The 16,940-nt window shown below is 34.6% G+C and carries 8 protein-coding genes; all 8 read left to right on the top strand.

The genetic code is table 11. The features are described from left to right. Positions 1–331 precede the first annotated feature (331 nt). The 8 genes from A6749_RS28525 (at position 332) to A6749_RS27065 (ending at position 16,937) form a co-directional block, all read left to right on the top strand. The gene (locus tag A6749_RS28525) at positions 332–499 is read left to right on the top strand and encodes a hypothetical protein (protein ID WP_161487176.1); all 168 of its coding nucleotides are present in this window, start codon (positions 332–334) and stop codon (positions 497–499) included. A 1,347-nt stretch (positions 500–1,846) separates the two neighbouring features. Then, positions 1,847–3,571 (top strand): competence protein CoiA family protein, encoded by a 1,725-nt coding sequence (locus tag A6749_RS27095; RefSeq protein WP_066400374.1) that lies wholly within the window; start codon positions 1,847–1,849, stop codon positions 3,569–3,571. Next, positions 3,561–5,477: a hypothetical protein gene (locus tag A6749_RS27090; protein WP_066400371.1), complete on the top strand. Its 1,917-nt coding sequence runs from the start codon at positions 3,561–3,563 to the stop codon at positions 5,475–5,477. Before A6749_RS27095 ends, A6749_RS27090 begins: the two co-directional genes overlap by 11 nt. Further along, a complete protein-coding gene (locus A6749_RS27085) occupies positions 5,458–6,567 on the top strand; it encodes a hypothetical protein (protein WP_066400366.1) in 1,110 nt (369 codons plus the stop codon). Before A6749_RS27090 ends, A6749_RS27085 begins: the two co-directional genes overlap by 20 nt. Before the next feature lie 16 nt (positions 6,568–6,583). Continuing rightward, positions 6,584–12,100, top strand: a complete 5,517-nt coding sequence (locus A6749_RS27080) for a DEAD/DEAH box helicase (RefSeq protein WP_066400356.1) — start codon at positions 6,584–6,586, stop codon at positions 12,098–12,100. Positions 12,101–12,234: 134 nt separating this feature from the next. Further along, positions 12,235–12,516 carry a hypothetical protein gene (locus A6749_RS27075; RefSeq protein WP_066400354.1) on the top strand — a complete coding sequence of 94 codons (282 nt, stop codon included), beginning with the start codon at positions 12,235–12,237 and terminating at the stop codon, positions 12,514–12,516. Positions 12,517–13,280: 764 nt separating this feature from the next. Then, the gene (locus A6749_RS27070) at positions 13,281–15,356 is read left to right on the top strand and encodes a Druantia anti-phage system protein DruA (protein WP_066400352.1); all 2,076 of its coding nucleotides are present in this window, start codon (positions 13,281–13,283) and stop codon (positions 15,354–15,356) included. Between the two features lie 18 nt (positions 15,357–15,374). Beyond that, positions 15,375–16,937, top strand: coding sequence for a hypothetical protein (locus tag A6749_RS27065; RefSeq protein ID WP_066400350.1), 1,563 nt, complete (start codon positions 15,375–15,377; stop codon positions 16,935–16,937). Positions 16,938–16,940 lie beyond the last annotated feature (3 nt).

Genomic DNA, 16,940 nt, shown 5'->3' with positions numbered 1-16,940 from the left:
AAAATACTCTGGAGTTTCACACACTTGGGTCGAGTACCTTCCCAACAATGCAGTTCCCCTGATTGGGAACCAGTGAAAGAATGTTTATCTACATCGGACGCCTCTCTGAAAAGTATCGCAGAAAAATCCTTCCAATTGCAATCTTTAGCCATCATTCAAAAAGCAAAGAGCCTGATTCATTTTCAATTCATTTTTATTTCTGCTGGTAATATATTTCCATTTTTTGACCATTCAATTAATAAATGAAAACTGGCGAAACTTCCTTCGCCAAGATAACTCGGTCGCAGCGGCACTGTTAAGTAAAATAGGATATACTGAAAAAGAGAAAACAGTGTTAAAATTACAGTATTTATTTATGCTGCTTCGTTTGAAACTAGACCCTGCAAGGCAAACTTTAATTATGAGATTCTTCGATACCTATGTAGAGTTAACAGATGTTGAGGAACACATAGTCATAGAAGAGGTGAAGAAAATGAGCGGAAAAGAGCCGATAAGGTGATGGAAATTATTAATTCCTATGAAAGACGTGGGAGAGAGTTCGGAAGACAAGTAGGAAGAGATGAAGGAAGGTAAGAAGGGAAACTTGAGACAATCAAGATGGCCGCTAAAAGGATGAAAGATAGAGGTAAACCATTACTAGAAATTGCTGAAGTAAAAGGTCTCGAAATAGAGGAGATTGAGCGGCTGAAAGTATATGTTAAGGCTAAACAACATAAAAAAATACAGAATCAATTTAAGGGTCAGACCTTCATGATAATGCATAAAAATTTGTTATCGAGGGACTGACCTTATTTCTTAGTTGCTTTGCCCATCGATCGTAAGATACTGTAAATTCGGTAACGGTTTCCTCCAAGAAAATTTATTTTGCAAGATAGAAACATACATCCGAACCCATAATTGGACTATTGAAAAGGACTTAATAGGTGTACAGCAAAATAAAATAAATTTTAACAAATCAATAAGGCCACGTTCATTAATAATTTGTGCGTGGCAATTTTGCTATAATTTAGAACTCTAGGAAGAACTGACAAAGAAGAAAATTAAAAACATACAATTTACAATATATTTATAATAGAATAAAAGAATCGAAATGATTTTTACTATGTATTTAATGAATACAATACTTAACAGAAATTTGTACTGAAATATAGAGAAGGTTATGACTATGAATTCCAAAAACAAAAGGTATTAGCAGTTCTCGCCAATCCCGAATATTGAAGAGTCAAACTTCGATAAAACATTAAAGCGATTCTTCAATTTAAGAATTACCGGATTGGTTCGAGAAAATATTCAAAATTTCTTAGATGGACGTTTACTAGATACATCTGAATCGGTGGTTGTAACGATTAAAACCGATACTATTCAAACGGAGTTTATCCCTAGGATCGATGAAGTGAATGATCGAATTAAATGTCTGAAACATAGAAACAGATATTCAAGGTTCTAAAGAGTTCTCACTGTGGGAAATATGAGGAATTTGGAGGATTGAAAGAATATTATCGCCCCTACTACCCTTTTCCATTATAGGTCTTGATCCTTAGGGAATACCTTTTGGTAACTGAATAATTTAGAGTAGGAGTGGCCTCTTGTAGAATGTCATTACAAAAAATTATGTTGAGTACTTTTAATTCCAAAGTGCCGTGCCTTTAATTACATATTTTCAAAATAAGGTTAAAAGAAAGAATAATGACATACCGGTTTTAAAGGTTATTAGAGAAAAGTTTTTACTACATTTTAACTATCTGATTTATTATTTATGGTGTTGTCAAATTAATTAACAATTAATTGTTAATAATATGTTAAATTATTGTTATAACATAGAGTTGAAATTATAAGGGGGGGTTGGATGGAATATGCAATTCATTCAATAACTGGTAAAAAAGTCTGGGCCTCTAACCCTGCTGTAACTAGAGGACCTTACTACATATGTCCAATTTGTAGAGCACCGGTTCATCTTAGAAGAGGTAGCAAGGTTCCTCATTTTGCACATAATTCTAAGCAAGCAAAATCTAACTGTGAGCTTTATTTTTCGATAGATACCGAGGGAATCTCACAAATTCATAAAGAGAGTGAAGCACCATACCGCTCATTAGGTCTATATTTGAGGTTAATAGATGATCAAAATCAGACGATAGGTTGGTCATTAGAAGTAAGTATTCCTGAGCCGGACGTAGATATGGGAACAATCCGATTACCTTTTGCTTTAGGAGGCTTAAGGACAATCCCAGTTTCAGCAATAAAAAGTGGTGGACAAAGAGTACGAATTCCTCCAGGACCAGGGCCTTTTTCTTTAATATATGATAATATCCCCGAAAGTAGATGGAGAAATAGAATTAGCCACCCTATACCTGGCCTTAGTACAGTAAATTTAAATGTTTTTAGATATTCACCCTTTGGTGGGAGACGACTAAATGAGGATAGTCCAATGTATTGGGGAAGGGCCTATGTATTAATATGGACAATAAACTCTAGCCCGGAATGGATACCAGCCAAGGATATTATGCAAACTGTACCATTAAAAGGGTATACCTCATGGGATGGTGTTTATATAGAATTACCTGAAAGGTACAATCAACAGGTAGAAAAGTGGGTAACAGAGACAACAGGACGCTCTATCCAACATCCTCCTGCTGAGCTTGAATTAATCATTCCGACTGCAGAGTATCGACTTCCGGATGGGAGTTATGTAATAAAGGATGGGGGTCAGGTCACATTAGGGATTATTGGAGAACCTGGAGCAAGAAAGTGGAACAAGATAAATTACTATAGTCCAAATATTGGAGTAACTAAAAGTATTCAAGGTGATGGTAAGGTTCCTACTATTATACAGTTTCAGCTAAATCCTGGTCGAAATGATATTTGGCTTGATGATGATATCGAAAGAAATAAGCAAATTATTTTTGACGAGAATGCCTCATCTTCTATAAATATTCCAGGTGTTAAACTGCTTGCTATAGATAACAATAGTCGAAAAGAATATGAGGCTCTATTGTTCAATGAAGAGGCAAATGAAATGATAAGGAAAGCATATGAAGGTGATGTCACCTTTACAAAGGTGAGTGCTCTTCCTCATATAAATATTAGGATAAGTTGGATGGATTCCAACAATGAGGTGCATGAACTAAATAGGTTGGTAGTAGAAGATCATAAGAATGCTATTGAATTTGAAGAGAGCATGCTTAATATACTAAACTGCCTTGATAAACATAAAAAGGGTTATTTTTCAATAGATGCTGGTCCATTTGGTAGTTTGAAGGTTTATCCAAATATGGGTATTAATAGGGGTGGAGGAGTTCGTCGTGGACTTAATTTGGGGGATAAATGGAGGGATAGAGCAGATAATATTTTAATTTTATCAAGAGCTATATATAAAGGGGAATTTACTTTTATTCATAAGAAAGTCGATCCTTCGTTATTTTGTGAAAGAGATAAGAAAGTATTAGTTAAGCTAATTTCTAAAGGAAAATGGCCATCAAAGCTTGCTGCACATTGCCAGACTCTCCTTAATGAAGCTGAAAGATTAATCAGGTTAAACAGTGGTACGAATGGAGGGAACTATAATGACTATTAACTATGCCCTAGATGCTAAAGAAAGAATCAAAACGGCCGATTATAGGGATTTTTCTGTAATTACTCAAGCTATTGATAAAAGTAAACTGGAGAAAATTATCAAAACCTTACCAATGGTGAAGGGCTTTAGATCAGGAAAGGATACAGAGATTCGATTAAAACGTTATTTTGGCCGCTCTTCTTCCTGGGAGGAGCAGGACTGGAGTTTATTACAAAATCTATGGCTTACATATACAGAACACCACAATGCTCTTCAAAATATTTTAGGATTTCATAATAAAGAAATGCTCGAAAACATTATTGAGGAATTACTTAATTCGTCGGAAAAACGACAAGAAATTATTGAGAAGGCTATTAGCCTAATAAACACAGAAAATATCACACAAAAACATCTTAAGAATTGGCTATTGTTCAGTCCATTACCTCAAGATGAAGTTGTAGAAAGACTTTTATCTTTTGTTCCAAAGGAAAGCCCTGTTGAATTAAAAGCTAAAATAAGCTCCCTAGAAAATCAAATTGAGTTAATAAAAAAAGAATCAGTTCAATTAACTCAGTTACAAGCAACTAATAAGAATGTAACAAAAATAAATTCAGATCTTTTAGATAATACCAAGGAATTAAACAAGGTGAAAAAGGATCTGCAGCAAGCAAATTCAAAAATATATGATCTTGAGAAAATTAGGGGTATGTTTGTTGAGGAACTTGAAGGTCACAATAAAAAAATCCAGTCCTTGTACTCCGATAATGTGGAAATGAATAATGAAGCTAAGAACCTACGAAGTAGACTTAGCTCAATAATAGAGAGTATAAAAGAAATAGATTTATATCGTGAACAACAAAATTTTGATATTAGTCAACTTAGTACTGATTATGTACAAATGGAGTCTAACATAAAGTTACTGCTCCAGGATTTTGAGGAACTCAAAAATCAAGGGACTCCCTCTAGTACCAATTCGATTTATCCTTTAAAAGAGCATTATAGTGAGGAAATTAAGGTTATCCGAAAGCAAAATGAGGTAGAAGATGTATTAAATTTAGCCTCAGTTAATGAAGTTGCTAAACATCTGGAAAAAAACCTAAATCTCTTAGGAATAAAATTACCTCATGCTAGACGTTTATCGAGAGAAATAATGGCGGCAATAGGATCTGGTCAATTGGTGTCATTCCAAGGATCTTTAGCATCCTTGGTTGCAGAGAGGTGTGCTTACTGCCTAACAGGTGGCAATTACAGAGTAATCAAAATACCATTTGGTTGTATTGATTCTTCCATAGAAGTTATTATAGAAAGGATTATAACGGAATATGAGGATACAAATTCTCCTATAGCTATTATTCTGGAAGGTATGAATCGTTCAGCCTTTGATGTTTATGGTTTAACTATTTCAAAGTTTATTATTGAGAGAATATTTCAGATTCGCCCTAACTCAAAGTCCTTATTAGTCTTTGGTACAGTAACAGACGGCCCTTCAATGCTACCTATAGGCTCTAATTATCTTGAACTAGGTCCATTACTTAACATAGATTCAATTAAATGGTTGGATAAGCCCTCAGCAATTGGACCACTGGGTTTGATAGAAAAAGAGATATTTAGTGGGGAAGCCTCCACTTTGGTTGATGAATATAACTGGGAGGATTCAATAATACCTAATTGGCTATATACTTTAGGGGGACCTCTTTGGAGAAGAGTACTAATTACTGCGGACTGTTATGGAAGAGAAATGGCCTCTACAATTGATACCCCATTCGAATTTTCAATATTTGGGTGGATTTTTCCAATGGCTGTACATCTTGATAGCAGTAAGCTAGTTGATTTTTCTAATTTGGTAGAAAAAGACGATCGTTTAAGGTATATCCTGTCAAAGAATGCTTTTGGGGTGGTAGATAGTTTTGAATTGGAAGATTATTAATAATCGGAATGACCAAATTAAACTATTGATTTCAGCACTAAAACTTCCTAACTTTCCAAATGAACTAATGAAGCAGGAGGCTGTAATATCAGAATATCTAAGGGATTGTATTCACAAGCTAACTCATATCGAACAAGATGATAATTTTTTGAGAGACAATAATCCAGTACATACAAGAAAAGTTATGTACATACTTCGTCAACAACTTGAAGCTGTTTGGCCAGCTAAGAAATCCTGGCAGCTTTCTAAGTTTGATAATGATAATTCAAAGCGCTTTGACAACCCATTAGAGACTGAATTAATTAGGTCAAAACTTGTTACTCTAGAGCTACTTGGAGATATTTCACACATTGGGAACGGTTTTTGGATACCTACACCTATACGTTTGATACAACTACCTAATAATGAAGATATTGCATTAATTGGTGGTAGTTCTACTAAATATGCCTCTATTATTTCAGGTTCTATTTCTCAAGTGGGTTTAGGAAGGGTCATTAAAAAGGACAATATCTCAAAGTGGGCTTTAGATGACAAAAAATTATGGCAGCCCTATTCACAGTGGGCTGGTTGGATACCTAAAAATTTATCTGAATGGACTAAGGCTCAGATAAAGCAAGCACAAGAGAAAGGTGCAAGTACCTTATACTCCTATGATGATTTTGAAATTTTTATTTCCTTTAAATCAAACAGTAATTTCAGAACAGCATGGATTAAAGCCATTGAAGCAAGTGATGATATACCAAAAAGAGGGGTTCTTTTATGTAGAACTAGAGATAAACGACTTTCATATTTTCTTGGTGTGTTCAAGGATGGGAAGATAATAAAGGAACTTCCAATTAAAGATAAGGAGATTCTTTCATGGTTAAGAATCGGTTTAAGGAACATACATGGAAGAAATCTTGCTGGACGTTGGACTGAGGGGAAATTAAGAGTATATCCTCCATTACCCAAACCACTTGAGAGAATAATATTATTACATTCCTACAAGATAAAGACACCTGAAGAAACAGCTTATTATGCTTTGGATGAATATAAGGGAAAGGTTGAAGAGAATCTAAAGAACTTTGGTTATGTTTTTATAAAAAAGTAAGAGGAGGCGTTTTTCCATGATTGAAAATGAAGCATATGGTGTTTTTACCTTAGCAGAGGCCTTACATGAGACTTTGAAATCTTATCTTGAATCAGCATATCATATTCGTGATAAAAGCTTAATTGCTGAAAGATTAATGCTCTTAGAGCGTGTTGGTAACATAGTACAAGAGCCTTATGTTGAGTCAACACCGAGCTATGAAATTGGTAGATCCTTTAGTGACCTTGCTATACCTCATCCTGCAAAAGAGGCGCTTAATGAAGTATCCGAACTACAGGTTGGGGTCTATCCAAGGCCATACATGCACCAATCTGAGGCACTTGAAGCATTCTTAGGGAAAAGAAATGACATTATAGTTGCAACTGGAACTGGTTCTGGTAAGACTGAAAGCTTTTTAATGCCAATTCTTGGGCAATTGGCAAAGGAAGGAGTAGAGCAGTCTGAAACAGCTTCGATGCCTGGATGTCGTGCAATTCTCTTATATCCAATGAATGCATTGGTTAACGATCAACTAGGCAGAATCAGAAAGTTATTTGGGGATGAGAGGGTAGCTAATGTTCTAAAGAAAGGGAGAAATAGACCCGTTCGCTTCGGATCCTATACATCTAGAACCCCATATCCAGGAGAGGCTTCGTCTAATAAAAATATGACTCACTTAAAGCCAATCTTTGAGGAGTTCTATTTAAAATATGCAAATAATCTACAGGCTGTGGAGGAGTTAAAGGATAAAGGTAAATGGCCAAGTAAAGATTTAGTTGGCTTCTATGCAAAGGAAAAAGAGACAGAAAAAGTTTATAAGAGTGGCAAAAGACAAGGAAAAAACTTTACTCAATACAATTGGCAGGAAAGACTAAAGACACAGCCAGATGATAGAGAAATGCTGACGAGACAAGAAATCCAGGCTGCTTGCCCAGATATACTTATAACAAACTACTCTATGTTAGAGTATATGCTCATTCGACCTATTGAACGAACCATATTCCAACAAACAAAAGATTGGTTAGAATCAAACCCAACTAACCAGCTTATTCTAGTACTTGATGAAGCACACATGTACAGAGGGACGGGTGGGGCAGAGGTTGCTCTATTAATTAGGCGTTTAACTGCTAGACTAGGAATAAAAAGAGAACAGCTTCGTTGTATATTAACAAGTGCAAGCTTAGGAGAGGGTCAAGAAGCTGAAAACGCAGTAATAAGCTTTGCACGAGAGCTAACAGGACTATCAGAGAACTCATCATTAAAGATGAAGTTAATTAAAGGTGTTAAGGAATATAGAGAAGGAGAAAGAGCAGGAACCTTAGCAGAGGCCACCGCCCTGTCAAAATTAAATCTCGGAGATTTCCAAAGGGCAGGAATTGAATTAGATAAAGCTAGGGTTGCTGTTACTGAAATTGCTGCTTCCCTTGGATGGAGTGAACCAAGTGTTAACTTGGCTGATTATCTCTATGAAAGGCTTACAAACTGGGGGCCTGCTGAAATGCTTGTTCATAGTGTAAGTGGTAAGGCCATGAAGTTAAACGAGTTATCCTCTAAATTGTTCCCTGCGGTAAATAAGCAATTAGCTAGATCTGCGACAGAGTCATTAATTGCATTAGGCTCCTATGCACGAAGGGAATCAGATAATAAGATTTTCTTGCCAACGCGTTTACACCTATTCTACAGAGGTCTTCCGGGACTTTATGCTTGTACAAACCCAGAATGCTCAGAGAGGCTAGATAAAGAGTCAGAAGCAGCCCCAATCCTAGGTAGGTTATACACGGTTCCTTTACTTCATTGCAACTGCGAGGCTAAGGCTAGAGTATTTGAGTTATTGACACATAGGGACTGTGGTACTGCGTTTTTACGTGGATATATACGGGGAGATGAGGGGAATTTTCTACTTCATGAGCCTACTAACTTTATTGGCACTGATGAGGATGAAGGAGATAAGCTTTTTGAAATTGAGTTGCTAGTTGGCCAAGAGCCGCATGAGAATGCTCAAAAGGATTGCATCGAGTGTTGGTTAGATGTAACAACAGGGCAAATGTATGAAAAAAAGCCAGCTAATGAGGACGGATTTATTAGAGTATTTAAACCTGTTGGACAGGTAGGAGTAGTTCATAAAAGGTTTAAGTCATGTCCTATCTGTTTAAATAAATGGAGAGGTCCTAGTAAGATTATGGACCTAAGGACAAAAGGTGAGGCTCCTTTTGCAAATCTAGTTAAATCTCAGCTCTTTCTTCAACCACCAGGTAAATCTGAAACACTAGAAACACCAAATGGAGGAAGAAAGGTTTTGCTTTTCTCAGATGGAAGGCAGAAGGCAGCTCGACTTGCACGTGATATTCCTAGAGAGGTTGAGTGGGATTCTTTTAGACAAGCTTTAGCTTTAGCCTCCTATCAATTAAAGGAATTAAAAGGAAAAGATCCAGTAATTACCTCCCTTTTATATCGATCCTTTATTTCAGTAGTATCAAAATACAATTTACAGTTCTTTGATGGTGAGGACAGACTGGCTTTATTGCGCGCTGTTGAAGAACTAAGGGAGGACTATGATAACTCTCTTGAGGATGCTCTTGAAAATGATTGGGAGGTTAAACCGACACCGAGCTACTATCGTGCATTGTTACGTCAGTTATGTAGTAAGCAATTTTCGATTAAGGCATCTACTATTGGCTTTGTAAAGCCGAATAATTTAAGGAATATTCAAAAGGATATTGAAAAGGTCAGTAATTCGATCAAACAGACTGATATTGAAGCAATTACATTTGCATTCATTGAGAACCTACTGACTTCCTTTGCTTTTGAAACCACCCAGGTGATTTCAGAATCGGTAAGACGTGAAGCAGCAGGCTATAATCAGGATGATTGGAGTGGTTCCGGAAAGCTAACGGGAGAAATTCGAGGCTTGCTAGAGAGTGTATATAGCCTTAGTAATAAACAAATTGACGAAATAGAACTAATATTAAGGGCAAGGCTATGCCATAAGATTGATGAAGCTTATGTATTAAAAAGTAATGCGGTAGCGTTAGCAATTGATACAGAAAGAAAGTGGTATAACTGTCATAAGTGTACTAATTTATCACCCATCCATTTCTCCAATCAATGTATTAATTGTGGTGGTAGTTCAATTGAGGAAATCGACCCTAACAATAATGAATATATACGATCTAGAAAAGGATTTCTTAGAGATTCAGTTGTTCAAACGTTAGCAGGTAAGACGAGACCAAAGCATATATCTGCTGAAGAGCATACTGCTCAGCTTTCAAACAAGGATAAAGGGATAGTTTTTGCAACAACAGAGAAATATGAGCTTCGTTTCCAGGATGCAAGTATTGACGATAAGAATCAGGGTCCAATTGATGTGTTGAGTTGTACCACTACTATGGAGGTTGGAATTGATATAGGGTCCTTGGTCGCTGTGGGACTAAGAAATGTTCCGCCTCAAAGGGAGAACTATCAGCAAAGGGCTGGTCGTGCTGGTCGTAGAGGTTCATCCGTTTCAACAGTAATAACCTATGCTCAAGGAGGACCACATGATAGCCATTATTTTCATAATCCTCAGGAAATAGTAGCTGGTGCACCACGAATGCCTCTTATAAAAACTGATAATGCTAAGATTGCAAAAAGACATATACATTCATTTTTGCTACAAACCTTCTTTCATGAGATGATTGATAATGGTCATATTATTAATTTCTCAAACAACCTATTTTCGGTATTAGGACCTGCTAGTGAATTTTTTAGTAATAATAGTAGCTCGCCGCTTAACCTAAAGGAATTTAAGGATTGGATTTTTGGTAATGTATTAAATAACAATAGTAGATTATTGCTTCAAATTATAGAGTGGCTTCCAGAAGGGGTTTCTAATGAGAAAGAGAAATGGATAAGACAAGTTTCAAAGGATTTATTAAAAAGTCTCCAAGAAATTGCAGATGAAGGTATTTACCCAAAAGCTTTCGTGTCTGATTCAGAGGATGATGATGAAAATGATGAAAATAATTCAACTGAAACAAGGGCCGGTAGAGATGAATTACTTGGATTTTTATTTGATCAGGGTATTCTCCCAAGCTACGCATTTCCAACAAATTTGTGTAGCTTTGTAATAGAAAGAGCAGAAAATAAAAATGGTGGTATTAAAGTAGTAGTAAGTGAGAAACCACAACAGGCAATTGATATGGCATTAAGTGAGTATGCTCCAGGAAGGCAGATTGTTGTCGATAAGAAGACATATAAGTCAGGTGGTATAACAGCAAATTCCTCTTTAGTAACAGACGTGAATAGAGCCGAGCCATTATTTAAGGAAAATTTAACTCCTTATGTAACTTGCCGTCGTTGTACCTATGTACAAGATAGGCAGATAGATCAAGAGGAGCTAGAGAAGTGTCCTATCTGTGGTGGAGGTTTAGATAAGGGAGACATGCTTATTCCTGAGGTCTTTCATCCAAATGAAGGGAAGCCAATAACAACTGAAGATAATAGTCAGGAGTTTACTTATGCAACATCGGCTCAATTCCCAGTTCCATTATCAGAGGATGATCTTAAGGATTGGATACATTTAGGGGGAAATCTTTCTTATACTCATGCACGTGATAGACGACTTGTAATGGTTAATAAAGGGAATGAAGAAAATAACCAGGGCTTTTCTGTTTGTGTTAAATGTGGTTCCGCCTCTGTTTATGATCCAGAAAAACCAAGGAATGGATTACATAAGCGTCCTTACTTTGTAGAAAAGAGAAAAGGAGTTGACATTCCTTACTACTGTGATGGGGAGTTTAGAAAGATTTACTTAGGTCATGAGTTCAGATCAGATTTGCTTTTGCTTAGATTTAACATAAAAGCTCCAATAGTTAGAAACTCAAGCTTAAACACTTCATTGGCAGTCCTGAATGATTCTCTTAGGACAATATCAGAAGCGATATTATTGGCAGCGAGTCAAGAGCTTGATATTGATCCGTCTGAATTCCAAGCAGGGTACAGGCTTATTCAAGGTGACTCTGATGAATCTTTACGTGCAGATATTTATTTGTTTGATACTTTATCTGGAGGAGCTGGCTATGCAGAGCAAGCTGGGGCGAGTTTAAAGCCTGTTCTAGATAGGACTTTTAGAATATTAAGTGATTGTCCGGCTAACTGTGATCGTTCATGTACTGAATGTCTGCGTCATTATAAAAATCAGTATTTTCATTCACAGTTAGACAGAAGGCTTGGGGTTGAGATGCTAGGGTATATTCTAAATGGGAAAGTGCCGATATTTGAACCAATCTTGGAGCAGGCCCTCAAACTTAAGCCGTTAATTCGATTACTACAGCTAGAGGGATATGAATGTGAGAAAAGCGCGAGTATTAGTGGTATAAGCTACCCATTTGTCGTAAAAGGGAGACATAAAAAGCTACCATTAGTCACATCCCCACCATTAATAGATGATTTAGATGCAAGGAAATTACATCCATTGGTCAAAGAGTCAGTGGAACCATATATAGTAAACGAATATCTAATAATGCATAATCTCCCTCTTGTCTATAACAAGGTAAAGGGCGATTTAAACAATTAAATCGTAAAATTTACTGTTTAGAACCTATTTTTACAAGTAAAAAGGGTTGGTTATACCCAATCCTTTTTACTTTTTCGACATTTGACATACTTACTATAGAAAGTAATGCTTTAACTTGAAAGGAGAGTTTAGTTATGTCCGACAACAAACGTGACATTACTGAATTTATTGGTAATATACCACAGGAATACTATATTATTGAACTCCCTAAAAAAGCTATTTCCGATGCAGTTAGAAATGGTTTAAAGGAAAAAGATTTATCTTTAAGAAAAGCTGCTGAATTAAGAGAGGGCATGAGTTATACACAAATTTCACGAGTGACTAGTGGAGAAAATTATAATATAGATACTTTGTTAAAAATTTTAGATATACTTGATTTAAAATTAGAAATTATAAAGAAAAAGAAAAGTGAATGATGGGGATAGGATTAGTTCTTATAGAATCTTTTTTTCTAATAGTTTAATTGATAAGCTTGGAAATATATGTAAAAACACATAATGTGTTTTTTAGTTACAAAAAAATCTGTTCGATGGGTTGATACATACAATATGGAAAATATGTTGAAAGTACAAAAATAATAAGGATAAAAAATAATTTAATTTAAGTGCTTAGAAAATAAGTAAAAGCTTTAATTTGACTAAAAAAATAGATATAAGTTCCTCTTTCGATCGGACTAAAAGCCCTTAAATCAACTTTACTGGGGCTTTTTTATTTATAATTTTAATCTATTTGTGGAATAAACTTGAAATAATAATAATTCATTTACAAATTGATTGTTATCATATATGATAACAATAAAGGTAATAATCATATGAAAAAGAAGCTTCTATATAGTTCTTGATTAGGCGATTTATTTGAAGGGGGAACGTAAATGATATTCCGCTTCCCCTGTTGCTTTATTATTTTACATAGAGATAAAATTCAAATGTGCTCTACAAAAATAAAATATTTTAAGCCACACAAGTAACATTAATTGAAAGGTTGTAAATCAACTGGAATCAGAACAAGCTAAAATAAATATGTAGATCGTTGTTTTACATTGAGCTATATAATTCTATATGAAAAGTAATTATAAATTTTGGAAAATTTATATTAGTTTCTTTGTCATTTATAATAGAAATCAAGATGTGTTAAAATTGTATAAGAATAGAATGTACGTTCGTTTCGTGGAGGGATTAATTTGAGCAATTACAATACTGCTAAAGAATCAAATCATGATTATATGAAAGAGAATATCAATGATAATGAGGACTTTTCCTTATTTAATCCGATTCTTGCAGATTCTTATAAGAGAAAATTTATAAAAATAGTAAAGAGGATATTAGACGAATTCCCTAAACAAAGGAGCGTTAAGCTTGACGAAATTATAAATGAAAGTTTGGAATTTGTGAATAATAATGATAATCCATTAGAAGGACTTAAATACTTGTCCGCATTGTCTGTGTTAAGAGACTTAATTGCACAGGAATGGAGGATAAAATTAGGCTTAGACAATCTTGTAAAACTTGCTCCACCTAAATCTCGTAGCAACGACAGTAAATTTTACCTTAGACAGCAGTTGCAAGTTGAAAGAAATGCACAGCTTAAAGTAGATAGTGTGGAAAAGTTTATTAAGAGGATGGAAAATAAAAAACTTTATAAAAATACAAAGATTGATGTTTCCGTTTTAATTGGAGATAGTAATTTGTTGTATCAGGGTTTAAAAGAAATAGCGGAAGTAAAAGACCAAAATAAAAGATATGAGTTATCAAAAAAAGTTGTATCTCCTTATTTACAGTTAGTAACCAATGAAAGGTGTTCTTTCACAGGATATAAATTAATGGATATTTGGCGGTATTTTAGGTACACGTGGTCAATACCCTATAAGTCTACTCCAGGTAGAAATATGTTCTACTTAATCAGGGATTCCTCACAACCATTTCACCCTATAATTGGTATAACAGCCCTGGGAAATACTGTGTTACATCTAACAAAAAGAGACAACTACATTGGATGGACTTTAGAAAGCATAAGACAAAGTCTAAAAAAGAGAGTAAAGGTAGAAAATTTTGAAGTGATGCTTAAAGGCGAAATGGGTCTAACCAGAAATGTAGAAAAAGTTACTCCTTTGGAGACGGATTATGAGTATGAAGTCAGAGTGAAGAGGGAAAGTGTAAAACTTCTTAATAGTATTAGGGAATTTTTAACTGAAGCAATTAACGAGATATATTTAGATGACCTAGTTACAAAAGATGAAATTATTAATCCAAGTGAAGAAGTTATACAAAGACTTGAGAGCTTAGTTAAACACCTAAGGAAGAACCAATTAAATAATAAAAGGTCTACTGGAACTGTAGACTGGCATTCAGAGTCACAATCTTCTCTATTTAAAAAGAAACGAGCACAAGAATTATCAAAGCTTATTAGTGCAAAATTAATTATTAAACAAATAGAAGAAAGTCACGATAACCCAGTAGAAATCATAAATAAATTAGTATCTTATAAAGGGGGAAAGGTACTAAATATAGCCTTACAAGCAAACAGAAAGAAGAAGATTGGTTCAAATGTCATGGAAATTATTGTATGTGGCTCCATACCACCTTATAATGAATTATTAGGGGGGAAGTTAGTAAGTATACTAGCTATGAGTCCCACAGTGGTTAAGCAATATAACGAACGTTATGCAAGCCAAGTAAGCGAGATAGCTTCTAGGATGAAGGGTGAAAAGGTTATTAGGGATTCACAGCTTTCATTTTTAGGTACAACCTCCTTATATCAAATGGGAAGCAGCCAATATAATAGGATTAAAGTCCCCGCACCTAACGGAACGTTAGAATATAAAAAACTTGGAGAAACTGAGGGCTTTGGATCAGTGTTTTTCACAAACCAAACAAGTTCTTTAATTAATAAAATGCTCTTTGAGATGGAAGGAGGTAGAAGAATTAATAACGTTTTTGGTGAAGGGACTAGCCCGAGACTACGATTATTGAGATCAGGCTTATCTCATTTAGGGATTCCAGAGCAATTTACCAAGCACCATACAAGAAGAATTGTTTATGGAATTGAGTTGGCTTCTAATTCTAGGGAATATTTAACTGGTAAAGATAACAAATTAAACTATTACTACCCTTTGGATGGTAACGAAGATGTTTATACAAATGAGATGATTGATTATTGGAGGAAACGTTGGCTTTTAAAAAGGGTTGATAATGTCGATTTATTAGGGAGACTTTTAAAATTTAAAAAAGAATCTATCCTAGTAAGCAACTATTTGTAAAGAGGGGAGGATATCTGTTTGAGCTTTAGTATGGATTTTTTATCAAAAATTTATAACAACAGAAACAGTTACGCAGAAGTATTTGAGGAAGAAGATATTAAAATGATTCATGTTGAAACTGCTGTTGAGCAGGTATTACGTGAATATATAAAAATGAAGAAATTTATATTACTAACCGGGAACCCGGGAGATGGAAAAACTCATTTGATTAGATCATTGAAGGAGTTATTAGATGAGCATAACGCATTTGTAGAACTTGATATAAATGAGGTTGAGGACTATGAAGAATTTCTTGATAATATAAATCAAGCAATTGAAAATAGAAGACCTTGTATTATAGCTGTTAATGAGTATCCACTTATCTCGATGTTAGAACAATTTAAAGAACGTTTTCCTTACTATAACGAAATCCTTGAACTTAAGGATAGCTCAATAATTTATAATAACGATGTTAATACAAATAATGGCAGTTCAAAGGTAGTAATCTTAGATCTAAATAATAGAAATTTACTTAAGAAAGAAGTATTAACTGCTTCGTTAAAAAAAATAATTAAGATAAGTAATGTGTGTGGTGGCTGTGAGTTTAATAAAAAGTGTGACTCTCAATATAACTTAAATGCACTAAGTAACAATACTGTGCAAGAAAGGTTAATAAAGGTTGTAAGTATGCTAGGTAATACAGGAACTCATGTTGTAATGAGAGACATATTAGGGTTCTTTTCTTATATTATTACGGCAGGTTTAAGTTGTGAGAAGAGACAAGAAGATGAATACAAATATTATAATTTAATGTTTAATGGGGAAAACGAGTTATTTGAAAGTATGAGACAATTTGATCCCTATCATTTTTCTCACCCTGAGATTGATGAGGGTCTATGGAATGGAACATTGAAGAACGATTGGATATTTAATATACCAAAAATAAATCCTATTGATGTAGAGACTGAGGAAGAAGCGAATGAGATATTTATTTCTATTAAGAGAAAATTTTTCTTTGAAAATGAAAGAGGAAACGAGCTGTTAAATCTAATTCCTATAGAGTATAATGCGTTTTTTGACTTATTAAGACAAGCAAATGATAGGGAATTAGATATGATAAAACAAATTGTTTTGGCAATCAATAAATTTTTTAACTCCGATGAGACAGAGGATGAAAAGCTAAAGGTTTGGATTACCCATAAATATGAGTTGAGAAATCATCCAAATGTAGCGATATCTAATAAGAGTTTTTCATTAAATGATATTATTTTGTTAGTTCCTGGTCTTCCAAGTCATCTTAAAAAAGTAGAATATATTCCTGACCATTTCCTTTTTAGAGTATTTGGCCCAAGAGGACAAAAAGAATCGGTTGATTTGAAGATAGACCTTAAATTTTATAGGATGTTATTTCTTATCAGTGAAGGGTATCCACCACAAATAGTACCAGACAATTACAAATTCAAATTGTACCGATTTATGAACGAGCTTGCATCATTTCAAAGCAGGATACGCTCAAATGAATTCCTTATTAGAGATATGGGCAACAATTATTCTTATAAATTATCTATTAGAGATAATAAATATCTTCCAAAACGTGGGTGATGA

This window comes from Neobacillus mesonae (genome assembly GCF_001636315.1).
Taxonomy (GTDB): domain Bacteria; phylum Bacillota; class Bacilli; order Bacillales; family Cytobacillaceae; genus Neobacillus; species Neobacillus mesonae.
Note: the sequence above shows the minus strand (reverse complement) of the source record. Positions and strands in the feature narration are given on the sequence as shown.